Source organism: Pseudarthrobacter sp. GQ63, assembly GCF_059758765.1.
The window spans coordinates 152,564-169,874 of the sequence record NZ_JCAXEF010000005.1 but is presented as its reverse complement, the minus strand read 5'-3'; the positions used below and the strand labels follow the sequence as shown (position 1 = coordinate 169,874).

Below are 17,311 nucleotides of genomic sequence, written 5' to 3'. Positions count from 1 at the left end.
TCATGACTGGGCAGGAGGGGTGCCGCGCTCAGGTAGCCTGTGATTGATGACATACCTGCCGGGCCTCACCTTGCCCGCGCCCCCAACGGTGGTGGCGTGGAGTTCTGACATGACCGCCTACAATTTCGGCCCGGGCCACCCCATGGCGCCGGAGCGCATGGACCTGACAGCCCGGTTGGCGGCCACCCTTGGGTTGTTTGACCTGGAGCATGTTGCGGTGGAGGCGCCGGGAGTGGCGGACGACGCCGACCTTGAGTCCGTTCATTCCCCCGAGTTTGTAGCGGCGGTAAAAAAGGTCAGCGCACATCCCGGCCAGCCTGACGAGGCCCGCGGCCTGGGCACCGAGGACGACCCCGCTTTTGCCGGAATGCACGAGGCAGCGGCCCGCCTGGCCGGAGCTTCGCTGCTGTCCGCCTCCCGGATCCTGGACGGTTCAGCCCTGCGCGCCATCAATTTCGGCGGCGGCATGCACCACGCCTCCCGCGAGCGGGCCAGCGGGTTCTGCATTTATAACGACGCTGCACTTGCCGTGCAGAAGCTGCTCGACGGCGGCATCCGAAGGGTGGCCTATATCGACGTCGATGCGCACCATGGGGACGGAACGGAGAGTATTTTCTGGGACGACCCCCGCGTGCTCACGGTTTCGCTGCACGAGAGCGGACTGACGCTGTTCCCTGGCACCGGGTTCGCGAACGAGATCGGCGGTCCGCAGGCGGAAGGGACGGCCGTGAACGTCGCGCTGCCCTCGGGAACGGGGGACGCCGGCTGGCTGCGCGCCTTCTACGCTGTGGTCCCTCAGCTGGTGGCCGCCTTCCAGCCGGAGGTGATTGTCAGCCAGCACGGCTGCGACTCCCACCGCCTGGATCCCCTCACGCACCTCAACCTCAGCGTTGACGGGCAGCGGGAGGCCGCCTCCGCCGTCGGGAACCTTGCGGCCCGCCACTGCGACAACCGCTGGATCGCCACGGGGGGCGGCGGCTACAACGTCCTCCAGGTGGTCCCGCGGTCCTGGAGCCACTTGATTGCGATCGCGGCCGGTCGGCCCGTGCCGCTGCGCACGCCGGTCCCGCAGGACTGGCGTGACTACGTCCAGGAGAAGTTCGGATCCTCCGCGCCGGAGCTGATGAGTGACGATGTGGAGCTCTGGTGGCGGTCGTGGGAGGTCGGATTCGATCCCAATGACGCCGTGGACCGGACGGTGATGGCAACCCGGAAATCCGTGTTCCCGCTCCACGGACTCGACCCCTGGTTCGACTGACGCGCTGCCTTCAGGTGTTCCGCTTCTCCGTCTGGAACACCACTCCCGCCGCGCCGATGAGCCATCCCAGCAGCGATAACGCGAAGGCCCCGATCAGGTCCGTGGACGCGGTTCCCTTGGCGAGCCAGAGCAGCAGGACGGCCAGGCCCACTGCGAGGTAGACGATGATGGCTGCGACGATCCTCCCCGACAGCCTGGCGGTGACGTCCGACGGGTTGACCGCAGTGGAGCTTCCCGGCGCCCCAGGCCCTGATGTCCGGCGGGCATCCTGTTCAGACTCATCACGGCGGACCTCGGCGATAGTAAAACCCAGCGCCGATGCCGTCAGCGAACTCAAGGACGTTGCCAGGACGCCGGCCGCAGTCACCAGGGCTCCATTGAGGGGCGGTGCAGCAGTCCGTCCGTCGGGCACCCAGAACCCCACGCGCAGCAGCACCGAGCCCCACACCGCGACAAAAAGGCCCAGGAACACGAACGCGATGATGTTGAACAGTTGCTGGCGGAGTATATCCATGCCACCCACTCCTCAGGTCACGCTGGCCGCTGGCCGGAAACCCGGGGCAACCCTGGATCCGTTCTAGCACCGCGGAAGAACCTGGGCAATGGCGTTCGGGTACGGGCCGAAATAGTTGATGCCTTTCGGCGTATATGTCGCTAGGGTTGAGGCATGGTGACAGACGACGTATTTGCCGTCATAGCGGAATCGACCCGGCGTGACATTTTGGTTTCCCTCCGCTCCGGAGACAAGGCCGTGGGCGAACTGGTGGAGGAACTGGCCGCGAGCCAGCCCACCATCTCCAAGCACCTCAAAGTCCTTCGCGAAGCCCAGCTGGTGAGCATGAGGGCCCAGGGCCAGAAGCGCTACTACGCACTCAACCGCAAACCTCTGGAGGGCATCGCCACATGGCTTGAGACCCTCGACGTCGGCGCGGCGGCGCCAGCGGAAGCGGCCGGCCGGGTGCCCGTGCACGCCGCCGCTGCTGAAAGCAGCCAGGAACAGGCTTCCCGCACCACCCCCGAGGGGGCACCCGCGCACCAGGAAGCCGCCACCGCCGGCGCCGTGGCGGCGGAGGCTGTGTCCGCCGGTGTCCTGGCGCGCGACGGCGCCGAGCTGAGTCCCGCCGTCGTCATTCCTGGCGGAACCACGGCGCCCCTGAGCGATGACAGCGTGCCCCAGCAGATCGGCAGGACCGTGGGGCGTGCCGCCACCAAGGCCGCCGACCTCCTGGCGAACCTCCCCACCCTGCCGAAGTTCGGCCGCAAAAAGTAAGTAGCAGCAAGTGTCGTTCTGAGCGTTCAAAACGACACTTACTGCTACCTGGTTGCGGGTTTAGTTGTTGAGCAGGCGCACGTGCTCCGGGGTCAGTTCGGAGATGCTGCTGACACCCAGCAGGGCCATGGTGCGGGCCATGTCCTTCTCGAGGATCTGCAGCGTGCGGTCAACGCCTGCCCGGCCACCGGCCATCAGGCCGTACAGGTAGGCGCGGCCGATCAGCGTGAAATCGGCGCCGAGGGCAAGGGCGGCCACGATGTCCGCGCCGCTCATGATCCCTGTGTCCAGCATGATCGCGGCATCGCTGTTGTCCGCGGTGAAGGCCTGCTTGACTTCGGGGAGCAGGTGGAACGGGATGGGTGCCCGGTCCAGCTGGCGGCCGCCATGGTTGGAGAGGACCACGCCGTCGGCGCCATGGTCGACGACGCGGCGGGCATCTTCCACGGTCTGGATGCCCTTGACCACCAGCTTGCCCTTCCAGGTTTCGCGCAGCCAGTCCAGGTCCTCGAAAGTGAGCGTGGGATCGAACATGGAGTTGATGAGGTCGGCCACGGTTCCGGTGTAGCGGGATAGCGACGCGAACGTGAGCGGCTCGTGCGTGAGGAAGTTGAACCACCAGGCGGGGCGGTAGGAGGCATCAAGGACGGTCTTGACAGTCAGTGCCGGCGGGATGGTCATGCCGTTGCGGACATCGCGGAGGCGGGCGCCGGCCACGGCGGTGTCCACGGTGACCATGAGGGTGTCGTTCCCGGCTTTGGCGGCCCGCTCGATCAGTTCCAGCGACCGGTCGCGGTCCGTCCAGAGGTACAGCTGGAACCAGTTGCGGCCGTTCGGGGCTGCAGCCGCCACATCCTCGATGGACGCGGTACCCATGGTGGAGAGGGTGTAGGGGATTCCTGCAGCTTCCGCGGCCTGGGAACCGGCGTACTCGCCTTCGGACTGCATCATGCGGGTGAAGCCGGTAGGGGCGATGCCCACGGGAAGCCGGGAGGACTTGCCCAGGATTTCGGTGCTCAGGTCGATTTTGGAGACGTTGCGCAGGATGCCGGGCCGGAACTCGATGTCCAGGAACGCCTCGCGGGCACGGCGGAGGGTGATTTCCCCTTCGGCAGCTCCGTCGGTGTAGTCGAACGGTGCCTGCGGGGTGCGGCGCTTGGCGATGTCGCGGAGCTCCCAGATGGTGCTGGCCCGCTTGAGCCGTGCTTCCTTGCTGAACTCGGGCTTCTTGAACTGCATCAGCGGGGCCAGATCCGAGTATTTGGGGATCCGGCGCTTCAGCGCTGCCGGCACCGTAGAAACGGCCTGTGGGATGGCGGGCCCGGGGGTTGCTGCCGGGACATCGGTGGCGTCCGGGGCAGGGGTTGTCTCCGGATTGTTGGGCTGGATGGTGTGGGTCATGGCGTCCTCCATTGGGCCGGCAGGTCCGCGTCCGGGACCTCCTGTGGTCTAACCACACTGTAGGCCATGTGGTTGGACCACATCAAGTACCATGGCCCTATGCGTACTCACCAGCTTGTCTTGTCCTGGATTGAGGCAGAGCTGTCCGAGGGCCGGCTGGCCGTGGGTGGCCGGCTGCCGGCCGAAAGGACGCTCGCCGAACAGCTGAAGGTTTCACGCACGTCCGTGCGGGAAGCTATCCGGATCCTTGAGGCCATGGGCGTGGTCCGGGCCGGGGTCGGCTCGGGCCCGGACGCCGGGACGGTGGTCATTTCGGATCCGACGGCGGCCCTTGGCTCGGCTTTGCGCCTGCACGTGGCCACGCAGCACCTTCCAGTGGCGGACATCGTGGAAACCAGGATGCTCCTTGAGTCCTGGGCGGCGTCAAAGGCGAGTCCGCAGGCTCCGGAACTGGAGGCGGCCGGCAGCCTGTTGGACGAGATGGCCGCTGAGGGGTTGGACGTTGACGAATTCCTGGCGCTGGATGTCCGGTTCCACCTGGCCCTCGCCGATGCCGCGGGCAATGCCGTGGTCAGCGCCATGATGGGGTCACTGCGCGAATCGATCCAGCGCTACGCCGCGCAGCTGACGTCCAACCTTCCGGACTGGGAAGCAACAGCCTCGCGCCTGAAAGCAGAGCACTGCGGGATCCTTGCCGCCATCAGGAACGGCGACGGCGACCGCGCGGCACAGCTGGTGGCAGCCCATATCGAGGGCTACTACCGGGAAGCCGGAATGGGCCTACCCATCAGCTCCTGAACGAGGCTGGTGCTCAGCCGTGGACTGCCGTACGGGCAGCCTTTGCCGGACCGGTGCTGGCGCGTACCTCGAGCTTTGGCTGGTAGCGGCTGCCGGGAGCGTCGCTTTCCTCGTTGCGGATGAGGGCCCGCAGTTGGTGCCAGGCCTGCTCGCCCAGCTCGGTAATGGGAACAGCCGCCGTGGTGAGCGTCGGCGTCGTGTATTTTGCGAAGGGAATGTCGTCGAACCCGGTGACGGAGATGTCGCCGGGGACGTCCAGGCCCCGTTCATGCAGCCCGCTCATCAGGCCCATCGCCACCAGGTCGTTGAAGGCAAGGATCCCCGTGGCGCCGCTCTCCAGCACCGCATCCACCGCACCGTGCCCGGTATCGAAGTCCGAGCCGCCTTCCAGCATGGTGACCTCAACCTGCGGATGGGCCGCCTTGAAGGCCTCCAGGCCCTGGAGCCGGAGGTTGTTGGACGCGCTGCGCGGAGGACCTGCCAGGAAGGCGAGGCGGGTATGGCCCAGGTCCACCAGGTGTTCGGCGATATCCTGCACGCCCTGGCCATAGTCCACCACCAGGCTGGGGACCCCTGCAGCGGCCGTGGTGCGGTTGATGAGGACCAGCGGCCGGAGGGACGGCGCAATCTCCTCCAGTTCGGCGTCGCTCATCCGGGGCGCGCAGAGGACCAGCCCGTCGCACCGCCGGCGTGCCTCACCCGCCAGGATGGTTTCCTCGCTGGAGACCTCAAAGGAATCGGCGATGAGCACGCGGTACCCGTCCTGGGCGGCGGCCCGGCTCAAGCCACGGAGGATGGCCTGGAAGGTGGGGTTGGCCAGGTCCGGAACCACAATGCCGATGGTGTCTGTCTTGCCCAGGGCCAGGCTTCGGCCCACGGGGTTGGGCTGGTACTTCAGTTCCACCGCGGCCGCCCGGACGCGGGCAGCGATCTCGGGGTCCACCGTGAAGTTTCCATTCATGACGCGCGAAACCGTTGCGTGGGAGACTCCTGCCTTCACGGCAACGTCTGCGATGCCGATCCTGCCGGATGCCGATTTCCTGACCATGCGTGGTCCCTTCCTTCGCGCCGCGGCCGGCAGATGGTGGCGCCGTTCCGTTGCAGGGCAGGATCCGAACCGACTGTGTGGCGGCGTACTCGTCAAAGCATGTAGTGAGTGACAGCATATAACGGGACGGGAAAGCGATTTCTCTTCTTTTCCCACTTTTTCCCGCCAATTTTCCCGTTCTTTCCCGGTCTTGAACCCAGATGGGGGAGAAAACGCTTTCTTGCAACCCCGCCAATGCTTGACGGATGAGCGCCCGGATTGATACAACTCATATAGCAGCCTGAGAAAACGCTTTCTGAGGCAAGATACAAAGAAGCACCACATCGTCACCGAACAGCGGCCCATCCGGCCGGATTTTGCGTCTTCGAAAGGGACCCCTCATGGTCAACACAGCCGAGTCGACTTCCGCCCCAGAGGCCCGGTCCGAACCCGCGGACGGCACCGAAACTGCTGCCGCCGCCGGTGCACCCGCCCGCCACGGCGGCAAAGCCCGCATTGCCCTGATCGGCACTGGCGGGCGTTCCGAGATGTACATCCGCGCCATTTTCGGCAAGCACGCGGACACCGCCGAGCTGGTGGCTTTCTCCGACGTGAACCCCGGCCGCGTGGAGTTCTACCAGAAGCTCATCCAGGAACTGGGCGCGCCGGGTTCGGTCGCATCGTTCGACCCCGCAGACCTCACCGCCTTCATCCAGGCCAACTCCATCGACCGCGTCGTGGTGACCACCCCTGACTACACCCATGCGGACTACATCGTGGAGGCACTGCGCGCAGGCGCCGACGTCGTCGTCGAAAAGCCCCTCACCATCGACGCCGAAGGCTGCCGCCGCATCACCCAGGCCGTGCACGAGACCGGCCGCAACGTGGTGGTCACCTTCAACTACCGCTATTCGCCGCGCAACAGTGCCCTCAAGGAGATCATCCAGAGCGGCGTGATCGGCAAGGTCACGTCCATCGATTTCAGCTGGGTCCTGGACACCGTCCACGGCGCCGACTACTTCCGCCGCTGGCACCGGGAAAAGAAGAACTCCGGGGGCCTGCTGATCCACAAGGCCTCGCACCACTTCGACCTGGTCAACTGGTGGATCGACGACGTTCCAGAGCGCGTCTTCGCCTCCGGCGGCCTGAAGTTCTACGGCGACAAAAACGCCGCCGAGCGCGGCCTCGGTCCCCGCCCCGAACGCGGTACGCCCAGCGCCGATGCCCCCGCCGGTGCGGAGAAGGACCCCTTCACCCTTGACCTGCGGGAGGACGAGCGCCTCAAGGCCCTCTTCCTGGACAACGAGCACTACGACGGTTACCGCCGAGACCAGGACGTCTTCACCGGCGGCATCACCATCGAGGACAACCTCGCGCTCGTGGTGGAATACCAGGGCGGGCCCCGCCTCAGCTACTCGCTGAACGCCCACAGCCCCTGGGAGGGCTACCGGGTAGCGGTCAATGGCACCGAAGGCCGCGCCGAGCTCGAAGTGGTGGAACGCGCTGCCGTCACGTCCAGCACGGACAAGAAGACCGTCGTGGACCCCAGCGCCACCCCCATCGAAGAGGATGACGCCATCCGCCGCAACGGCGAACGCCTGGTGGTCCAGCGCCACTGGGAAGCCGCCTACGAGGTGCCGATCGTCAACGGCGAAGGCGGCCACGGCGGCGGTGACGAGCTCCTGCTCTCGGACCTCTTCAACGGCCCGGGCGAGGACCCGCTGGGACGCCCCTCGGGCTACCTGGACGGACTGCGCTCCGTCTCCGTCGGCATCGCCGGCAACCGCTCCCTCGAGTCCTCCCTGCCCGTACGCATCGAGGACCTGGACCTCGGCGTCGATCTCCGCCGCGGCAACTGAATCCTGCCCGGGAACCAACCGAAGGAATAACCATGAGCAGGATCTTTGTCACGGGCGGCGCCGGCCGTCTGGGCCGCAGTGTTGTGGCGGGGCTCGCCGCAAAGGGCCATCACGTCATCTCGGTGGACCGCGACGCCGTTCCGGCGGACCAGCTGCCCGCCGGCGTCGTGCAGGAAACGGCCGACCTCCTGGCCCCGGGCGAGGCGCTGCGCCTGCTCCGGGACACCACGCCCGACGCCGTCATCCACCTTGCCGCCATAGCCGTCCCGTTCAGCGCGCCCGAGGACGTTATCTTCGCCACGAACACGCGGCTCGCGTTCGCCGTGATCAGCGCGGCCACCGACGTGGGCGTGCAGAAGATTGTCACGGCCAGCAGCCCCACCGTGCTGGGCTACGGTTCGCCGGCGGGCTGGCTGCCGCCGTCGTTCCCGCTGGATGAGCGGACACCGCCGCGGCCGTGGAACGCCTACGCGCTGTCCAAACTCATCGCGGAGCAGACCGTCCAGACCTTCGCTGCAGCACAGGGCGAGAAGATCCGTTACGCGGCGTTCCGCCCCTGCTACGTGATCTCGCCGGAGGAGTGGGAGGGCGCACCGACGCAGCAGGGCCACACCCTTGCTGAGCGGCTGGCCGATCCCGCACTGTCCGCGCCCGCGCTGTTCAACTACGTGGATGCCCGGGACGTGGCGGACTTCCTGGACCTGCTGCTGGAGAAGATGCCGTCCATCCCCAACGGGGAAACCTTCTTTGTAGGAGCCGCGGACGCCCTTGCCACAGCACCGCTGGCCGAACTGATGCCGAAATTCCTGCCCGGAAGCGAAGCCCTCAGCGCAGGACTCACCGGAACCAGCCCCGCTTTCTCCATCGCCAAGGCACAGGAACTCCTGGGCTGGCAGCCCACGCGCAGCTGGCGCACCGAACTCAAGCCCCACACCACCCTCAACGACGAGAATTCCGCGCTGGTCAGCGCCGGCAGCGGAGCCAAGGAGAAACCATGAAATTCGACGGCGTACTGTTCTTCCCCGTCACCCCGTTCACGGCCGAAGGCACCGTTGACGTGGAGCTGCTGAAGGAACACATCAGCTCCCGGCTTCCGTTCCGGCCCGGCGGCGTTTTCCCTGCCTGCGGCACCGGCGAATTCCATGCCCTCAGCATTGAGGAGGTCCGCACTGTGGTGGCGGCCGCCGTCGAGGTCGTTGCCGGACAGGTCCCGGTAGTTGCCGGCGCCGGAGGACCGCTGGGCCACGCCATTGCCGCCGCCCGCGCCGCGGAAGAAGCGGGGGCCGACGCCCTCCTGGTGCTCCCGCCGTATTTGGTCACCGGCCCCACCGACGGACTCGTGGCCTACATCGAGGCCGTGGCCAACGCCAGCAGCCTGCCGGTGATCGTCTACCACCGGGGCAACGCAAAGTTCACTGCCGCTTCGATGGCCCGGCTGGCTGCCAATCCCAAGGTCGTCGGCTTCAAGGACGGGCTGGGAGACGTTGGCCTGGCCCAGGAAATTGTCTCCGCGGTGCGTGCCACCGGACGCCAGGACTTCGCCTTCTTCAACGGCCTGCTGACCGCCGAGCTGACCCAGGGCGCCTACCGCGGACTCGGCATCCCGTTGTACTCTTCCGCGGCATTCGCCATGGCCCCGGAGATCGCCAAGGCCTACTACGACGCCTACGAAGCCGGCGATGAGGACCGCCGCAACGCCCTGCTGGAAGGCTTCTACGCACCACTGGTACGCCTCCGCGACCAGACGCCCGGTTTCGGTGTTTCGCTGATCAAGGCAGGCCTGCGGCTGGGCGGACTTCCCGTCGGCTCAGTGCGCCCGCCGCTGGTGGATCCCACCGAGGAGCAGCTGGTCCAGCTGAAGGCCATCCTCACCAGGGGCTACGAGCTGGCTGGCCGCTGATGAGCGCCCCCGCGGCTGTTGCCGTTCGCACGGAACCGCGCATCACGGGCCTCACCACCCGGCTCATCACGGTTCCGCTGCGCCGCAGCTGGGGCGTGGAGGCACCTGAAAACCACGTGATCGTCACGGAGATCCATACGGACGACGGCGGCGCGGGGCACGGTTTCTCCTGGACCCCCACCATCGGTCCGCAGGCGGTCAAGGCCCTGCTGGATTATGACATCGCCCCGTTCGTCACCGGGCTGCCCGCCCACCCGGAGACTGTGTGGGATGCCGTGTGGAAGCGGCTGCATGAGGCTGGCGGCGGGGGACTGACCACCATCGCCATGGCCGGCGTGGACCTGGCCCTGTGGGACCTCCAGGCATCGCGGGCCCACACCTCCGTGACCGGACTCCTGGGGCAGCGCCAGGAATCCGCGGAGGTTTACGGCTCCGGGGTGAACCTGCACTACTCGCTCGAAGAACTGGTGGCGCAGACTGAGCGCTGGATTGCCGCCGGGCACCAGGCGGTCAAGATCAAGGTGGGCAAGCCGGACATCCGCGAGGACGCCGAACGGGTCGCAGCGGTTCGATCCGTCCTGGGCCCGGACCGGAAGCTGATGATCGACGCCAACCAGCGCTGGGACCTCCCCACCACCCTCAAAGCCCTGGACGTGCTGGCCGGCTTCGGGCTGGAGTGGCTTGAGGAACCGATCCGGGCTGACGACCTCTGGGCCTACCGCAGGCTCCGGAAGCACTCGCCCGTGCCGATCGCCCTCGGCGAAAACCTGCACACCATCTACCGCTTCCGCGATTTCATAGAGGCGGAAGCAGTGGACATCATCCAGCCGAACATCATCCGGGTGGGCGGCATCACCCCCTTTAGGCGCATCGTTGAACTTGCCCGGACCAACAGCATCAAGGTCATGCCGCACCTGCTGCCGGAGCTGTCCGGCCAGCTGGCGCTGACGCTTGCGGAGCCCACCTTGGTGGAAGACGTGGAGGAGGCATCCTTTGAGCAGTTGGGGATCCTGGCAGGACCTTCGCCGGTACGGTTCAGCAACAGCCGGGTGACCCTCACCAACCAGCCCGGACTCGGCTTCCGCTTCGCCGACGCGCGCTAGAGCAGGGCCACCCAGACCTGATGACTCCTGACACGATGAATCCAGACCCACAGAACAGGTACCCCAAGTGACAACTGCAACCCTTTCCCTGTCCGAGCTCACGGCTTCCGCCACCCAGGCCGCCAAAATTTCTGCAGCTTCATCGGATGCTGACCGCGCGGCCTGGCTCACGGCCGTGGCGGACGCCCTGGACGCGAACGCCGCCGCACTGGTGGAGATTGCCGATTCCGAGACCAGCCTCGGCGCAGCCCGCCTCACCGGCGAAGTGGCCCGGACAACCGGCCAGCTGCGCCTGTTCGCGCGCGTCATCACCGAGGGCTCCTACCTGGAAGCCGTGATCGACCACGCGGACCCCGCCTCCACGCCGCCCAAGCCGGACCTGCGGCGCATCCTGCGGCCCATCGGACCGGTTGCGGTCTTCTCCGCCTCCAACTTCCCGTTTGCCTTCTCGGTGGCCGGCGGCGACACTGCCTCGGCCCTGGCCGTGGGCTGCTCCGTGATCGTCAAAGCCCACTCGGGCCACCTCCGCCTTTCTGAGCGGACGGCGGAAATCGTCACCGAAGCACTGCGCGCAGCCGGTGCTCCGGAAGGCCTGTTCGCCCTGGTGAGCGGCCGCGAGGTGGGAACCGCGCTGGTCCAGGATCCGGCCATCAAAGCGGTGGGCTTCACCGGCTCCATCCCCGGCGGCCGTGCCCTCTTTGACCTTGCCACGTCCCGTCCGGACCCCATCCCGTTCTACGGCGAACTGGGCAGCCTGAACCCGGTGGTGGTGACTGGCTCCGCCCTGGCAGAGCGTGCCGGGCAGCTCGCGGAAGGCCTGGCGGGATCCTTCACCCTGGGCGCCGGACAGTTCTGCACCAAGCCCGGACTCGTCTTCATCCCCGCTGGAACAGACTTTGCCGCGAAAGTGGCGGCGGCCAGCAAGGACAAGCCTGCCCTGTGCATGCTCACCAGCCGGATTGCAGAGGCTTACCCAGACGGCCTGCGCAGCTTCGCGTCCGTGGACGGCGTGGATGTGGTCAGCGGGACCGTGGACCAGGACGCTGTGTCCGACGGCGCCGCACCCGTGGTGTTTTCCACCTCGGCGGCAAAGGTCCTGGAGCGCCCCGAGGAACTGCTGGAAGAGTGCTTTGGCCCCACCACCATGCTGATCGAGTACTCGGGCCAGGAGGAGCTGTCCGCGGTCCTGGCCAAGGTGCCGGGCAGCCTCACCGCCACCGTGCACGCCCAGCCGGGCGAGGACGTGTCCGCTCTTGTGGACCAACTGTCCGAGCTGGCCGGCCGCGTCCTCTTCGACGGCTGGCCCACGGGTGTGGCCGTCAACTGGGCCCAGCAGCACGGGGGCCCGTACCCGGCCACCACGTCGCTGTTCACCTCGGTAGGCGCGACGGCGGTCCGCCGCTTCCAGCGTCCTGTTGCCTACCAGGATGCGCCAGAGACGGTCCTGCACCCGGCCCTGCACGAAAGCAACCCCCTGGGCATCCCGCGCCGGGTGGACGGGGAACTCCGCCTCCCCTGACACGCTCTCTCACTTGACGTTGCTTTAACCGAAACGCTCTCTCACTTGTGAACTGCTCCCCGGAAGTTGGACTGAGAAATTCAGTTGCGACTTCCGGGGAGCAGTTTTATGCGTGCTATTAGTTCTTTGTCTGAGGTCCAGCGCGAGGCGGCGGTAGCGTGGTTTAGGAAGGGCGTTGGGTATCGGGCTGCGGCTCGTTTGCTTGAGACGCCTTGGGTGCCGGTCAGGGCACTGTATGGGCGGTGGAGGATTCATGGGCAAGGAGTGCTGGTGAGCAAACCGGCGAAGTCGTACTCGTTTGAGTTCAAGCTCGCGTTAGTGGAACGGTTCCTCGCGGGCGAGACCGGCCCGGACCTGGCTGCGGAGGCCGGTTTGTCCTCGCGTCAGGTGCTGCAAGAGTGGGTCCGGGCGTATCGCCGTGACGGTGCTGAAGCATTACGTCCCAAGGCCAAAGGCAGGCCTGCGAAGTCCTCGGCTCCACCTCCACCGGCGGAGTTACCTGAACTGGAACGGTTACGCCGGGAGAATGAGCGGCTCCGCGCGGAGGTGGCGTACTTGGGAAAACTGCGAGCCTTGAGGGATCAGGGACGACACTGAAGGTCCAGGCCGTCGTTTCCCTCGCGCCCTAGAATCCCATTAAGCCAGTCCAACTATCGGGGACCAGTTCTTGATGTTGCTTTACCCGAAACGCTCTCCCAGTTGGTGCCGGAAGTGCGGCGCCAACTGAGAGAGCGTTTCTGGTTTTGCTGCAGGATCTGAGAGAGCGTTCCTGGTTTTGCTGCAGGATCTGAGAGAGCGTTTGGCCTAGAGCTGAAGGGTTGCCGGGCGCTGGAGGCCGTTTACCGTGGCGGAGGGCCAGCGGGGGTCGGCGGTGAGGACCTGCAGGCCGGACTCGGTGAGCTGGACGGTGTCCTCGATCTTGACGCCGGGCCCGGACGGATTCCAAGTGAAGGCCTGGCCCGGGACCACCGTGTCCGTGGCGGAGGCGGTGACGCGGGGATCCCGGCCCGCGTAGCCGGCCGGCCCGCCCTGGTGGTGCTGCTCCCACTGGTCCGCGCCGAAGCCATGGCGGGCGTAGGCAGCCTTGATCTCGGCAAAGATCCGGTCCAGCCGGGCGCCCGGGACAGTGGCGTCGAAGATGTCCGCCTCCACCGCTGCGATCCGTGCCTCGGCGTCGCGCTCTTCCGCAGTGCCGGCGTCGAACCTCACCCAGCGGGTGATGTTGGCCACCATGCCGTCCCTGCGCGCGCACACCACAGCCATGGCGCGGCGTCCCAGCGGCGAGTGGGTGGCCAGCGGGTGCCGGAAGCTGCTCCGGCTGCTGCCGTTGCACAGCAGGACCAGCGGCTCCGCGCCCGCGGCAACAACCCGCGCAGCGAGGGCGGAGACCAGCTCGAACTCGGTGGTTTCCGGCCGGGCGGTGGACAACACGTCCGTTATCAACGCTGCAACCTCGGCGCTGAGGCTGGCGTACCGCGTGCTCTCGTTGGGAAGCAGGTGCTGGCGGGCCGCGCGCAGCTCGGCGGCGACGTCCGCTTCGGCTACCGGCACGGCGTTCGTCCCGGGAAGTCCGACGGCGGAGGCGGCCTCATGCAGGTTGCCGTACCAAGGCACAGAGTGCAGGGTGACGCCGGACGGCAGTTCCTCGGCCTCAATGCGTCCGGCCTCGTTGTTGAACGTGACCAGGTGGTCGCCCCCGCGGTCCACCAGGACAGCAGCGATGGGGTCGCCGGCCAGGCTGATGTGCACCCGGCTGCCGTCCAGGTACCAGGTCAGGGCGGTGTGAGTGGTCAGTAGCAGTGACTTCTGGCCCTTTGCGTCGAGAATGTCCAGCACCCGCTGGCGTTTGATGGCACGGTCCTCCGCGGAGGCGGGGGCCGCCCTGCCCGAGAGCAAGGAAGCGTCGGCTGTTGTCTGGGTCATGAACGGTTCCCCTGCTGGTTGATGAGAGCTTCGATGTCGGTTGTGCCCAGGATGCCGTCGGCCACAAAAACGGTGATGCTGCGCTGCACGGGGGCTCCCGGTTCGGCGATGACCGGGCTGTCCCAGGCCAGCGACTGGCCCACCCCCGGGTAGCCGTCCACCCGGACGAACCACGGATCGGTGGAACCTCCGGCGGCCACGAACACGAGGGTGGCGCTGCCGCCGTCGAACGTTCCTGCCCAGGCCAGCCACGGCGTTACTGAACCGTGCACCTCTGGTTCGCCGGCACCGGACGGCGTCCACACGGTGGCGTCAGCGCAGGCGGGCAGGCGCCAGAAGAACCCGCCGTAGCCGCCTTCAAACCGGCCGTTGGAACCGGGGCTGCCCAGGCTGACCGGCCGGTTGCCGGCGGGGGAGAGGGCAAAATCCAGGGACAGGCGCCACGCGGAGGAGCCGACGCCGGACCATTCCCAGGTGCGGTCCTCGTGAAGGACCGGCACGCCGTCCGGCCCGTTCCAGCTCAGGGTCTCCCGCAGCCGGCCAGCCGCGCCGCCCGTCTGCGCAGCCGTGTCTTCGACCTGGGTGTCCGTGGCAGCGATGCTGCCGTGGTCCGGGCGCCAGACGTACTGCCCGGCGTCGCGCGTGTAGGTGCGCCCGCCCCAGAAGTTGGTGCCGTCCACGTCCTGGAGGGCCACGCCGGCTCCGAGGTGCCACACATGGTCCAGTGGCTGGTGGTCCGTCACCACGGTGCCCGCGAGGGTCCGGATGGGGTGCAGGTAGGGCCGCGGCGAGGACACTGCCCGGATCCGGCTGCCGTCCTGGTACTCCGCAACGGCCTTGCCGTCCAGGAGGAGGGTGCGGACCGGCGGCAGCTTCCGGGCCCACGGCACTCCGAGTTCCGCGAAGGTGGCCTGGGCTTTGACTGCCCTCGCCATCACGGCCGCGATGTCATGGACCACCGGATGGGCGTCGTCGCCTTCGCCCTCCCACGCGATGTGCGCGGGGTTGATGGGGTGCGGCGCGGGCGCTGTCCGGATGGCTTCCAGCACCGTGGTGAAGGCGCCGGTGTCCGGCAGGGCGCACAGCAACGGTGCCCCGTTGGAGCGGGCATCCAGCAGGTTCTCCAGCAGGTCGGTCCGGCCGAATGTCTCGCGTTGCTCGCCGTCGGGGGTGCTGAGGACCACCTCGTCCTCGGTGTAGAAGAGCGTGATCTCACCGCGGGTGCCGTGCACCGTCACGGAAGGCCGCTGCTGTTCCGGCGCGCACAGCGTCAGTCCGCACAGCAGCGTGGAGCCGCTTGTGGTGCGGACGCGGATGATGGAGGTGTCGTCACTTTCAGTGTCATGCGCCCGGTACAGGTCCGTCTCCACTGATTCGACGTCGGCCATTGTGTGGGCGCCGGCCAGGTGGAGGCCCGTGGCTACCGCATGGGCAAGGGCGTTGGTTGCCACGCCGTCCACAACGTCGATACCGTCCAGGCTGCGCTTTCCGGCCCAGCGGGAGCGTTTGAAGTAGGCCCTGTTCCGCACCCACTGCCCGGTGGCGCTCAGGCCCAGGACGTCGCCGATGCCGCCGGATTCCACGAGGGTGCGGATAGCCGGCAGCGCGTGCGACCCCAGGCTTTGGAATCCCACCTGGACCAGCCGTCCTGCGGCGTCGGCAGCGGCGAGTACATCCCGGAACTGGCCGAGCGAGGCCACCGGCGGTTTTTCCACGTACACGTCCTTGCCCGCTGCCAGCGCCGCGAGGGCCAGCGGAGCGTGCGTTTGGATGGGCGTGGCGAGGATGACGACGTCGACGCCCGGGTCCGCTGCCAGCAGCTGGGCAAGGTCGCCGAAGACGGCTACGGATTCCGCCAGGCGTCCCGGAGCCGGGGGATTGGGATCCGCGACGGCGACCAGTTCCAGGTTGCCGGCTGCTTCGAGCCTGGCGAGGTTGGCAAGGTGCCGTTCACCGAAGCCGTGCACGCCCACCAGGGCGATGCGCGGAACGGCTGCCGGGACGGCGCTTCCCCCGGAGTGGCTTACGCGTTCCGCGGTGGCGGATTGATCAATCATCAGGAGGGTCCTTGGTAGCTGAGGGGAAGGGTTTGGGGTTCATTGGCACCGAGCGCGGCGGACAGGAAACCGAGCGCTTCCTGTTGCATGCCGGCGGTAAACACGTGACCGCCCGGCCAGAAGGTTCCGGTGTAGGCCCCGGGCCGGTGCAGCGACTTCAGTATCCGGTGGGCGTCACGCATGCCGTCTTCGGGGAAGAGCTGGTCCGCCAGGGCGTACTGCACCAGCAGCCTTTCGGCTTCCGCCCTGGCCGTGAGCTTCGGCCAGTCATCCAGCTTCCAGAGGCCGGGGGTCTGCAGCAGCCACGAGTGGGCGTCCAGGTAGGAGGGCAGCAGTGACTGGAACGTGGTCATCATGCAGGTCACGACGTAGGTTTTGATGCGGGGACTCAGCGCCGCGAGGGCCAGGGAACGGCCGCCGCCGCCGGAGAACCCGATGCAGCCCAGCCGGTCCTGGTCCACCTCCGGCAGCCGCGCGAGGACCTCCAAGGCGGCCAGGTCGTCGTGGGCCACCATGCCTGCCAGGCTGGTGCCCAGCAGGCCGGCCGTCTTGGCCACGGTCTCTTCGTGGAAACCTGCGGCGGCGTTGTAGACGTCGGCATCGGAAGGCACGACGCCGTCCTCCCGCCACTGTGCCTGCCTCGCCTCCAGCGCCGAGGCCGTCCGCCAGGGCGGGACGGAAAGATCGAAGCGGCGGCTGCCCCAGGCGAAGGCGTCGTGGGCGAGGACTGCGAAACCCCTCCGTGCCACGTCCGTGGCAAGGGCGCGGCCGTCGTAGTGGCCGGCCTGGGCGGCCTCCGCCGACGGGTGCTGCTCCGGGAGTTCCACCAGCCGGTCCGCCCCGCCGAATTTGTTGCCGCCGTGGCAGTGCAGCGCAAGGACGCCGGGTAGGGGCCCGGAACGGCCGGCCGGGCGGACCAGCCAGCCGGTAGTCCGGGGGCCGAAGCCCAGCTGCCAGCTGAGCTGGGAGGTGGTGACGCCGTCGTGCGTTTCCTCCCATTGGAGCGACACGTCAGGCTGCGCAGGGACTTCCGGAACGCCGAGCGCGTCCGCGAGTTCCTGCGCAGCCGGCGTGGCTGCCTGGTGGCGTGGGTGGTGCTTGACGTAGGCAGGCCAGTCCTCGTAGCCGGCGATGGCGCTGGGCCTGACGGGCACGGTGCTTTCAGTCACTGGCCTGCCTCCTGTTCGGGATGTTGT

At 67.5% G+C, this 17,311-nt stretch carries 15 protein-coding genes; 9 read left to right on the top strand and 6 right to left on the bottom strand.

Annotation, left to right across the window (positions count from 1 at the left end; genetic code table 11):
• The first annotated feature begins 46 nt into the window (after positions 1-46).
• Complete coding sequence (locus AC6CHP_RS11340) at positions 47-1,258, top strand: acetoin utilization protein AcuC (RefSeq protein ID WP_188726799.1); 1,212 nt, start codon at positions 47-49, stop codon at positions 1,256-1,258.
• A gap of 10 nt (positions 1,259-1,268) precedes the next feature.
• Here AC6CHP_RS11340 and AC6CHP_RS11335 read toward each other — a convergent pair whose 3' ends face one another.
• Complete coding sequence (locus tag AC6CHP_RS11335; protein ID WP_498229904.1) at positions 1,269-1,772, bottom strand: hypothetical protein; 504 nt, start codon at positions 1,770-1,772, stop codon at positions 1,269-1,271.
• 153 nt (positions 1,773-1,925) lie between these two features.
• Here AC6CHP_RS11335 and AC6CHP_RS11330 point away from each other — a divergent pair, with 153 nt between their 5' ends.
• Entirely contained in the window at positions 1,926-2,528 is a 603-nt protein-coding gene (locus AC6CHP_RS11330) for an ArsR/SmtB family transcription factor (protein ID WP_377194371.1), read from the top strand.
• A gap of 60 nt (positions 2,529-2,588) precedes the next feature.
• Here the strand turns inward: AC6CHP_RS11330 and AC6CHP_RS11325 are convergent, their stop codons facing one another.
• A complete protein-coding gene (locus AC6CHP_RS11325; RefSeq protein WP_498229902.1) occupies positions 2,589-3,929 on the bottom strand; it encodes an alpha-hydroxy acid oxidase in 1,341 nt (446 codons plus the stop codon).
• Positions 3,930-4,028: 99 nt separating this feature from the next.
• Here AC6CHP_RS11325 and AC6CHP_RS11320 point away from each other — a divergent pair, with 99 nt between their 5' ends.
• Positions 4,029-4,727: a FadR/GntR family transcriptional regulator gene (locus tag AC6CHP_RS11320; RefSeq protein ID WP_377194367.1), complete on the top strand. Its 699-nt coding sequence runs from the start codon at positions 4,029-4,031 to the stop codon at positions 4,725-4,727.
• Positions 4,728-4,740: 13 nt separating this feature from the next.
• Here the strand turns inward: AC6CHP_RS11320 and AC6CHP_RS11315 are convergent, their stop codons facing one another.
• On the bottom strand, positions 4,741-5,775 hold the full coding sequence (locus AC6CHP_RS11315; protein WP_364275221.1) for a LacI family DNA-binding transcriptional regulator: 1,035 nt from the start codon (positions 5,773-5,775) through the stop codon (positions 4,741-4,743).
• Positions 5,776-6,155: 380 nt separating this feature from the next.
• Between AC6CHP_RS11315 and AC6CHP_RS11310 the strand changes: the two genes are divergently transcribed.
• The 6 genes from AC6CHP_RS11310 (at position 6,156) to AC6CHP_RS11285 (ending at position 12,732) form a co-directional block, all read left to right on the top strand.
• Positions 6,156-7,613 (top strand): Gfo/Idh/MocA family oxidoreductase, encoded by a 1,458-nt coding sequence (locus AC6CHP_RS11310; RefSeq protein ID WP_498229899.1) that lies wholly within the window; start codon positions 6,156-6,158, stop codon positions 7,611-7,613.
• A gap of 32 nt (positions 7,614-7,645) precedes the next feature.
• Entirely contained in the window at positions 7,646-8,611 is a 966-nt protein-coding gene (locus tag AC6CHP_RS11305; RefSeq protein ID WP_188726810.1) for an NAD-dependent epimerase/dehydratase family protein, read from the top strand.
• Entirely contained in the window at positions 8,608-9,513 is a 906-nt protein-coding gene (locus AC6CHP_RS11300; RefSeq protein WP_498229897.1) for a 5-dehydro-4-deoxyglucarate dehydratase, read from the top strand. Before AC6CHP_RS11305 ends, AC6CHP_RS11300 begins: the two co-directional genes overlap by 4 nt.
• The gene (locus tag AC6CHP_RS11295; RefSeq protein WP_498229895.1) at positions 9,513-10,616 is read left to right on the top strand and encodes a mandelate racemase/muconate lactonizing enzyme family protein; all 1,104 of its coding nucleotides are present in this window, start codon (positions 9,513-9,515) and stop codon (positions 10,614-10,616) included. Before AC6CHP_RS11300 ends, AC6CHP_RS11295 begins: the two co-directional genes overlap by 1 nt.
• Before the next feature lie 67 nt (positions 10,617-10,683).
• Positions 10,684-12,135: an aldehyde dehydrogenase (NADP(+)) gene (locus AC6CHP_RS11290; protein WP_498229893.1), complete on the top strand. Its 1,452-nt coding sequence runs from the start codon at positions 10,684-10,686 to the stop codon at positions 12,133-12,135.
• Positions 12,136-12,405: 270 nt separating this feature from the next.
• Positions 12,406-12,732, top strand: coding sequence for a helix-turn-helix domain-containing protein (locus AC6CHP_RS11285; protein ID WP_498229891.1), 327 nt, complete (start codon positions 12,406-12,408; stop codon positions 12,730-12,732).
• A gap of 207 nt (positions 12,733-12,939) precedes the next feature.
• On the opposite strand, the gene AC6CHP_RS11280 is transcribed toward AC6CHP_RS11285, so the two are convergent.
• The 3 genes from AC6CHP_RS11280 to AC6CHP_RS11270 are packed head-to-tail and all read right to left on the bottom strand — an operon-like array spanning position 12,940 to position 17,284.
• Positions 12,940-14,058, bottom strand: coding sequence for a M24 family metallopeptidase (locus AC6CHP_RS11280; RefSeq protein ID WP_498229889.1), 1,119 nt, complete (start codon positions 14,056-14,058; stop codon positions 12,940-12,942).
• Entirely contained in the window at positions 14,055-16,115 is a 2,061-nt protein-coding gene (locus AC6CHP_RS11275; RefSeq protein ID WP_498229887.1) for a DUF6807 family protein, read from the bottom strand. The genes AC6CHP_RS11280 and AC6CHP_RS11275 overlap by 4 nt, the downstream gene beginning before the upstream one ends.
• On the bottom strand, positions 16,115-17,284 hold the full coding sequence (locus AC6CHP_RS11270; protein WP_188726822.1) for an acetylxylan esterase: 1,170 nt from the start codon (positions 17,282-17,284) through the stop codon (positions 16,115-16,117). Before AC6CHP_RS11270 ends, AC6CHP_RS11275 begins: the two co-directional genes overlap by 1 nt.
• Positions 17,285-17,311: the final 27 nt, after the last annotated feature.

Excerpts from the sequence above, each read along its gene's own strand:
- AC6CHP_RS11275 (WP_498229887.1), bottom strand. The coding sequence starts at position 16,115 with ATGATTGATCAATCCGCCACCGCGGAACGCGTAAGCCACTCCGGGGGA.
- AC6CHP_RS11280 (WP_498229889.1), bottom strand. The coding sequence starts at position 14,058 with ATGACCCAGACAACAGCCGACGCTTCCTTGCTCTCGGGCAGGGCGGCC.
- AC6CHP_RS11305 (WP_188726810.1), top strand. The coding sequence starts at position 7,646 with ATGAGCAGGATCTTTGTCACGGGCGGCGCCGGCCGTCTGGGCCGCAGT.
- AC6CHP_RS11340 (WP_188726799.1), top strand. The coding sequence starts at position 47 with ATGACATACCTGCCGGGCCTCACCTTGCCCGCGCCCCCAACGGTGGTG.
- AC6CHP_RS11315 (WP_364275221.1), bottom strand. The coding sequence starts at position 5,775 with ATGGTCAGGAAATCGGCATCCGGCAGGATCGGCATCGCAGACGTTGCC.
- AC6CHP_RS11320 (WP_377194367.1), top strand. The coding sequence starts at position 4,029 with ATGCGTACTCACCAGCTTGTCTTGTCCTGGATTGAGGCAGAGCTGTCC.
- AC6CHP_RS11310 (WP_498229899.1), top strand. The coding sequence starts at position 6,156 with ATGGTCAACACAGCCGAGTCGACTTCCGCCCCAGAGGCCCGGTCCGAA.
- AC6CHP_RS11335 (WP_498229904.1), bottom strand. The coding sequence starts at position 1,772 with ATGGATATACTCCGCCAGCAACTGTTCAACATCATCGCGTTCGTGTTC.
- AC6CHP_RS11295 (WP_498229895.1), top strand. The coding sequence starts at position 9,513 with ATGAGCGCCCCCGCGGCTGTTGCCGTTCGCACGGAACCGCGCATCACG.
- AC6CHP_RS11300 (WP_498229897.1), top strand. The coding sequence starts at position 8,608 with ATGAAATTCGACGGCGTACTGTTCTTCCCCGTCACCCCGTTCACGGCC.
- AC6CHP_RS11325 (WP_498229902.1), bottom strand. The coding sequence starts at position 3,929 with ATGACCCACACCATCCAGCCCAACAATCCGGAGACAACCCCTGCCCCG.
- AC6CHP_RS11330 (WP_377194371.1), top strand. The coding sequence starts at position 1,926 with ATGGTGACAGACGACGTATTTGCCGTCATAGCGGAATCGACCCGGCGT.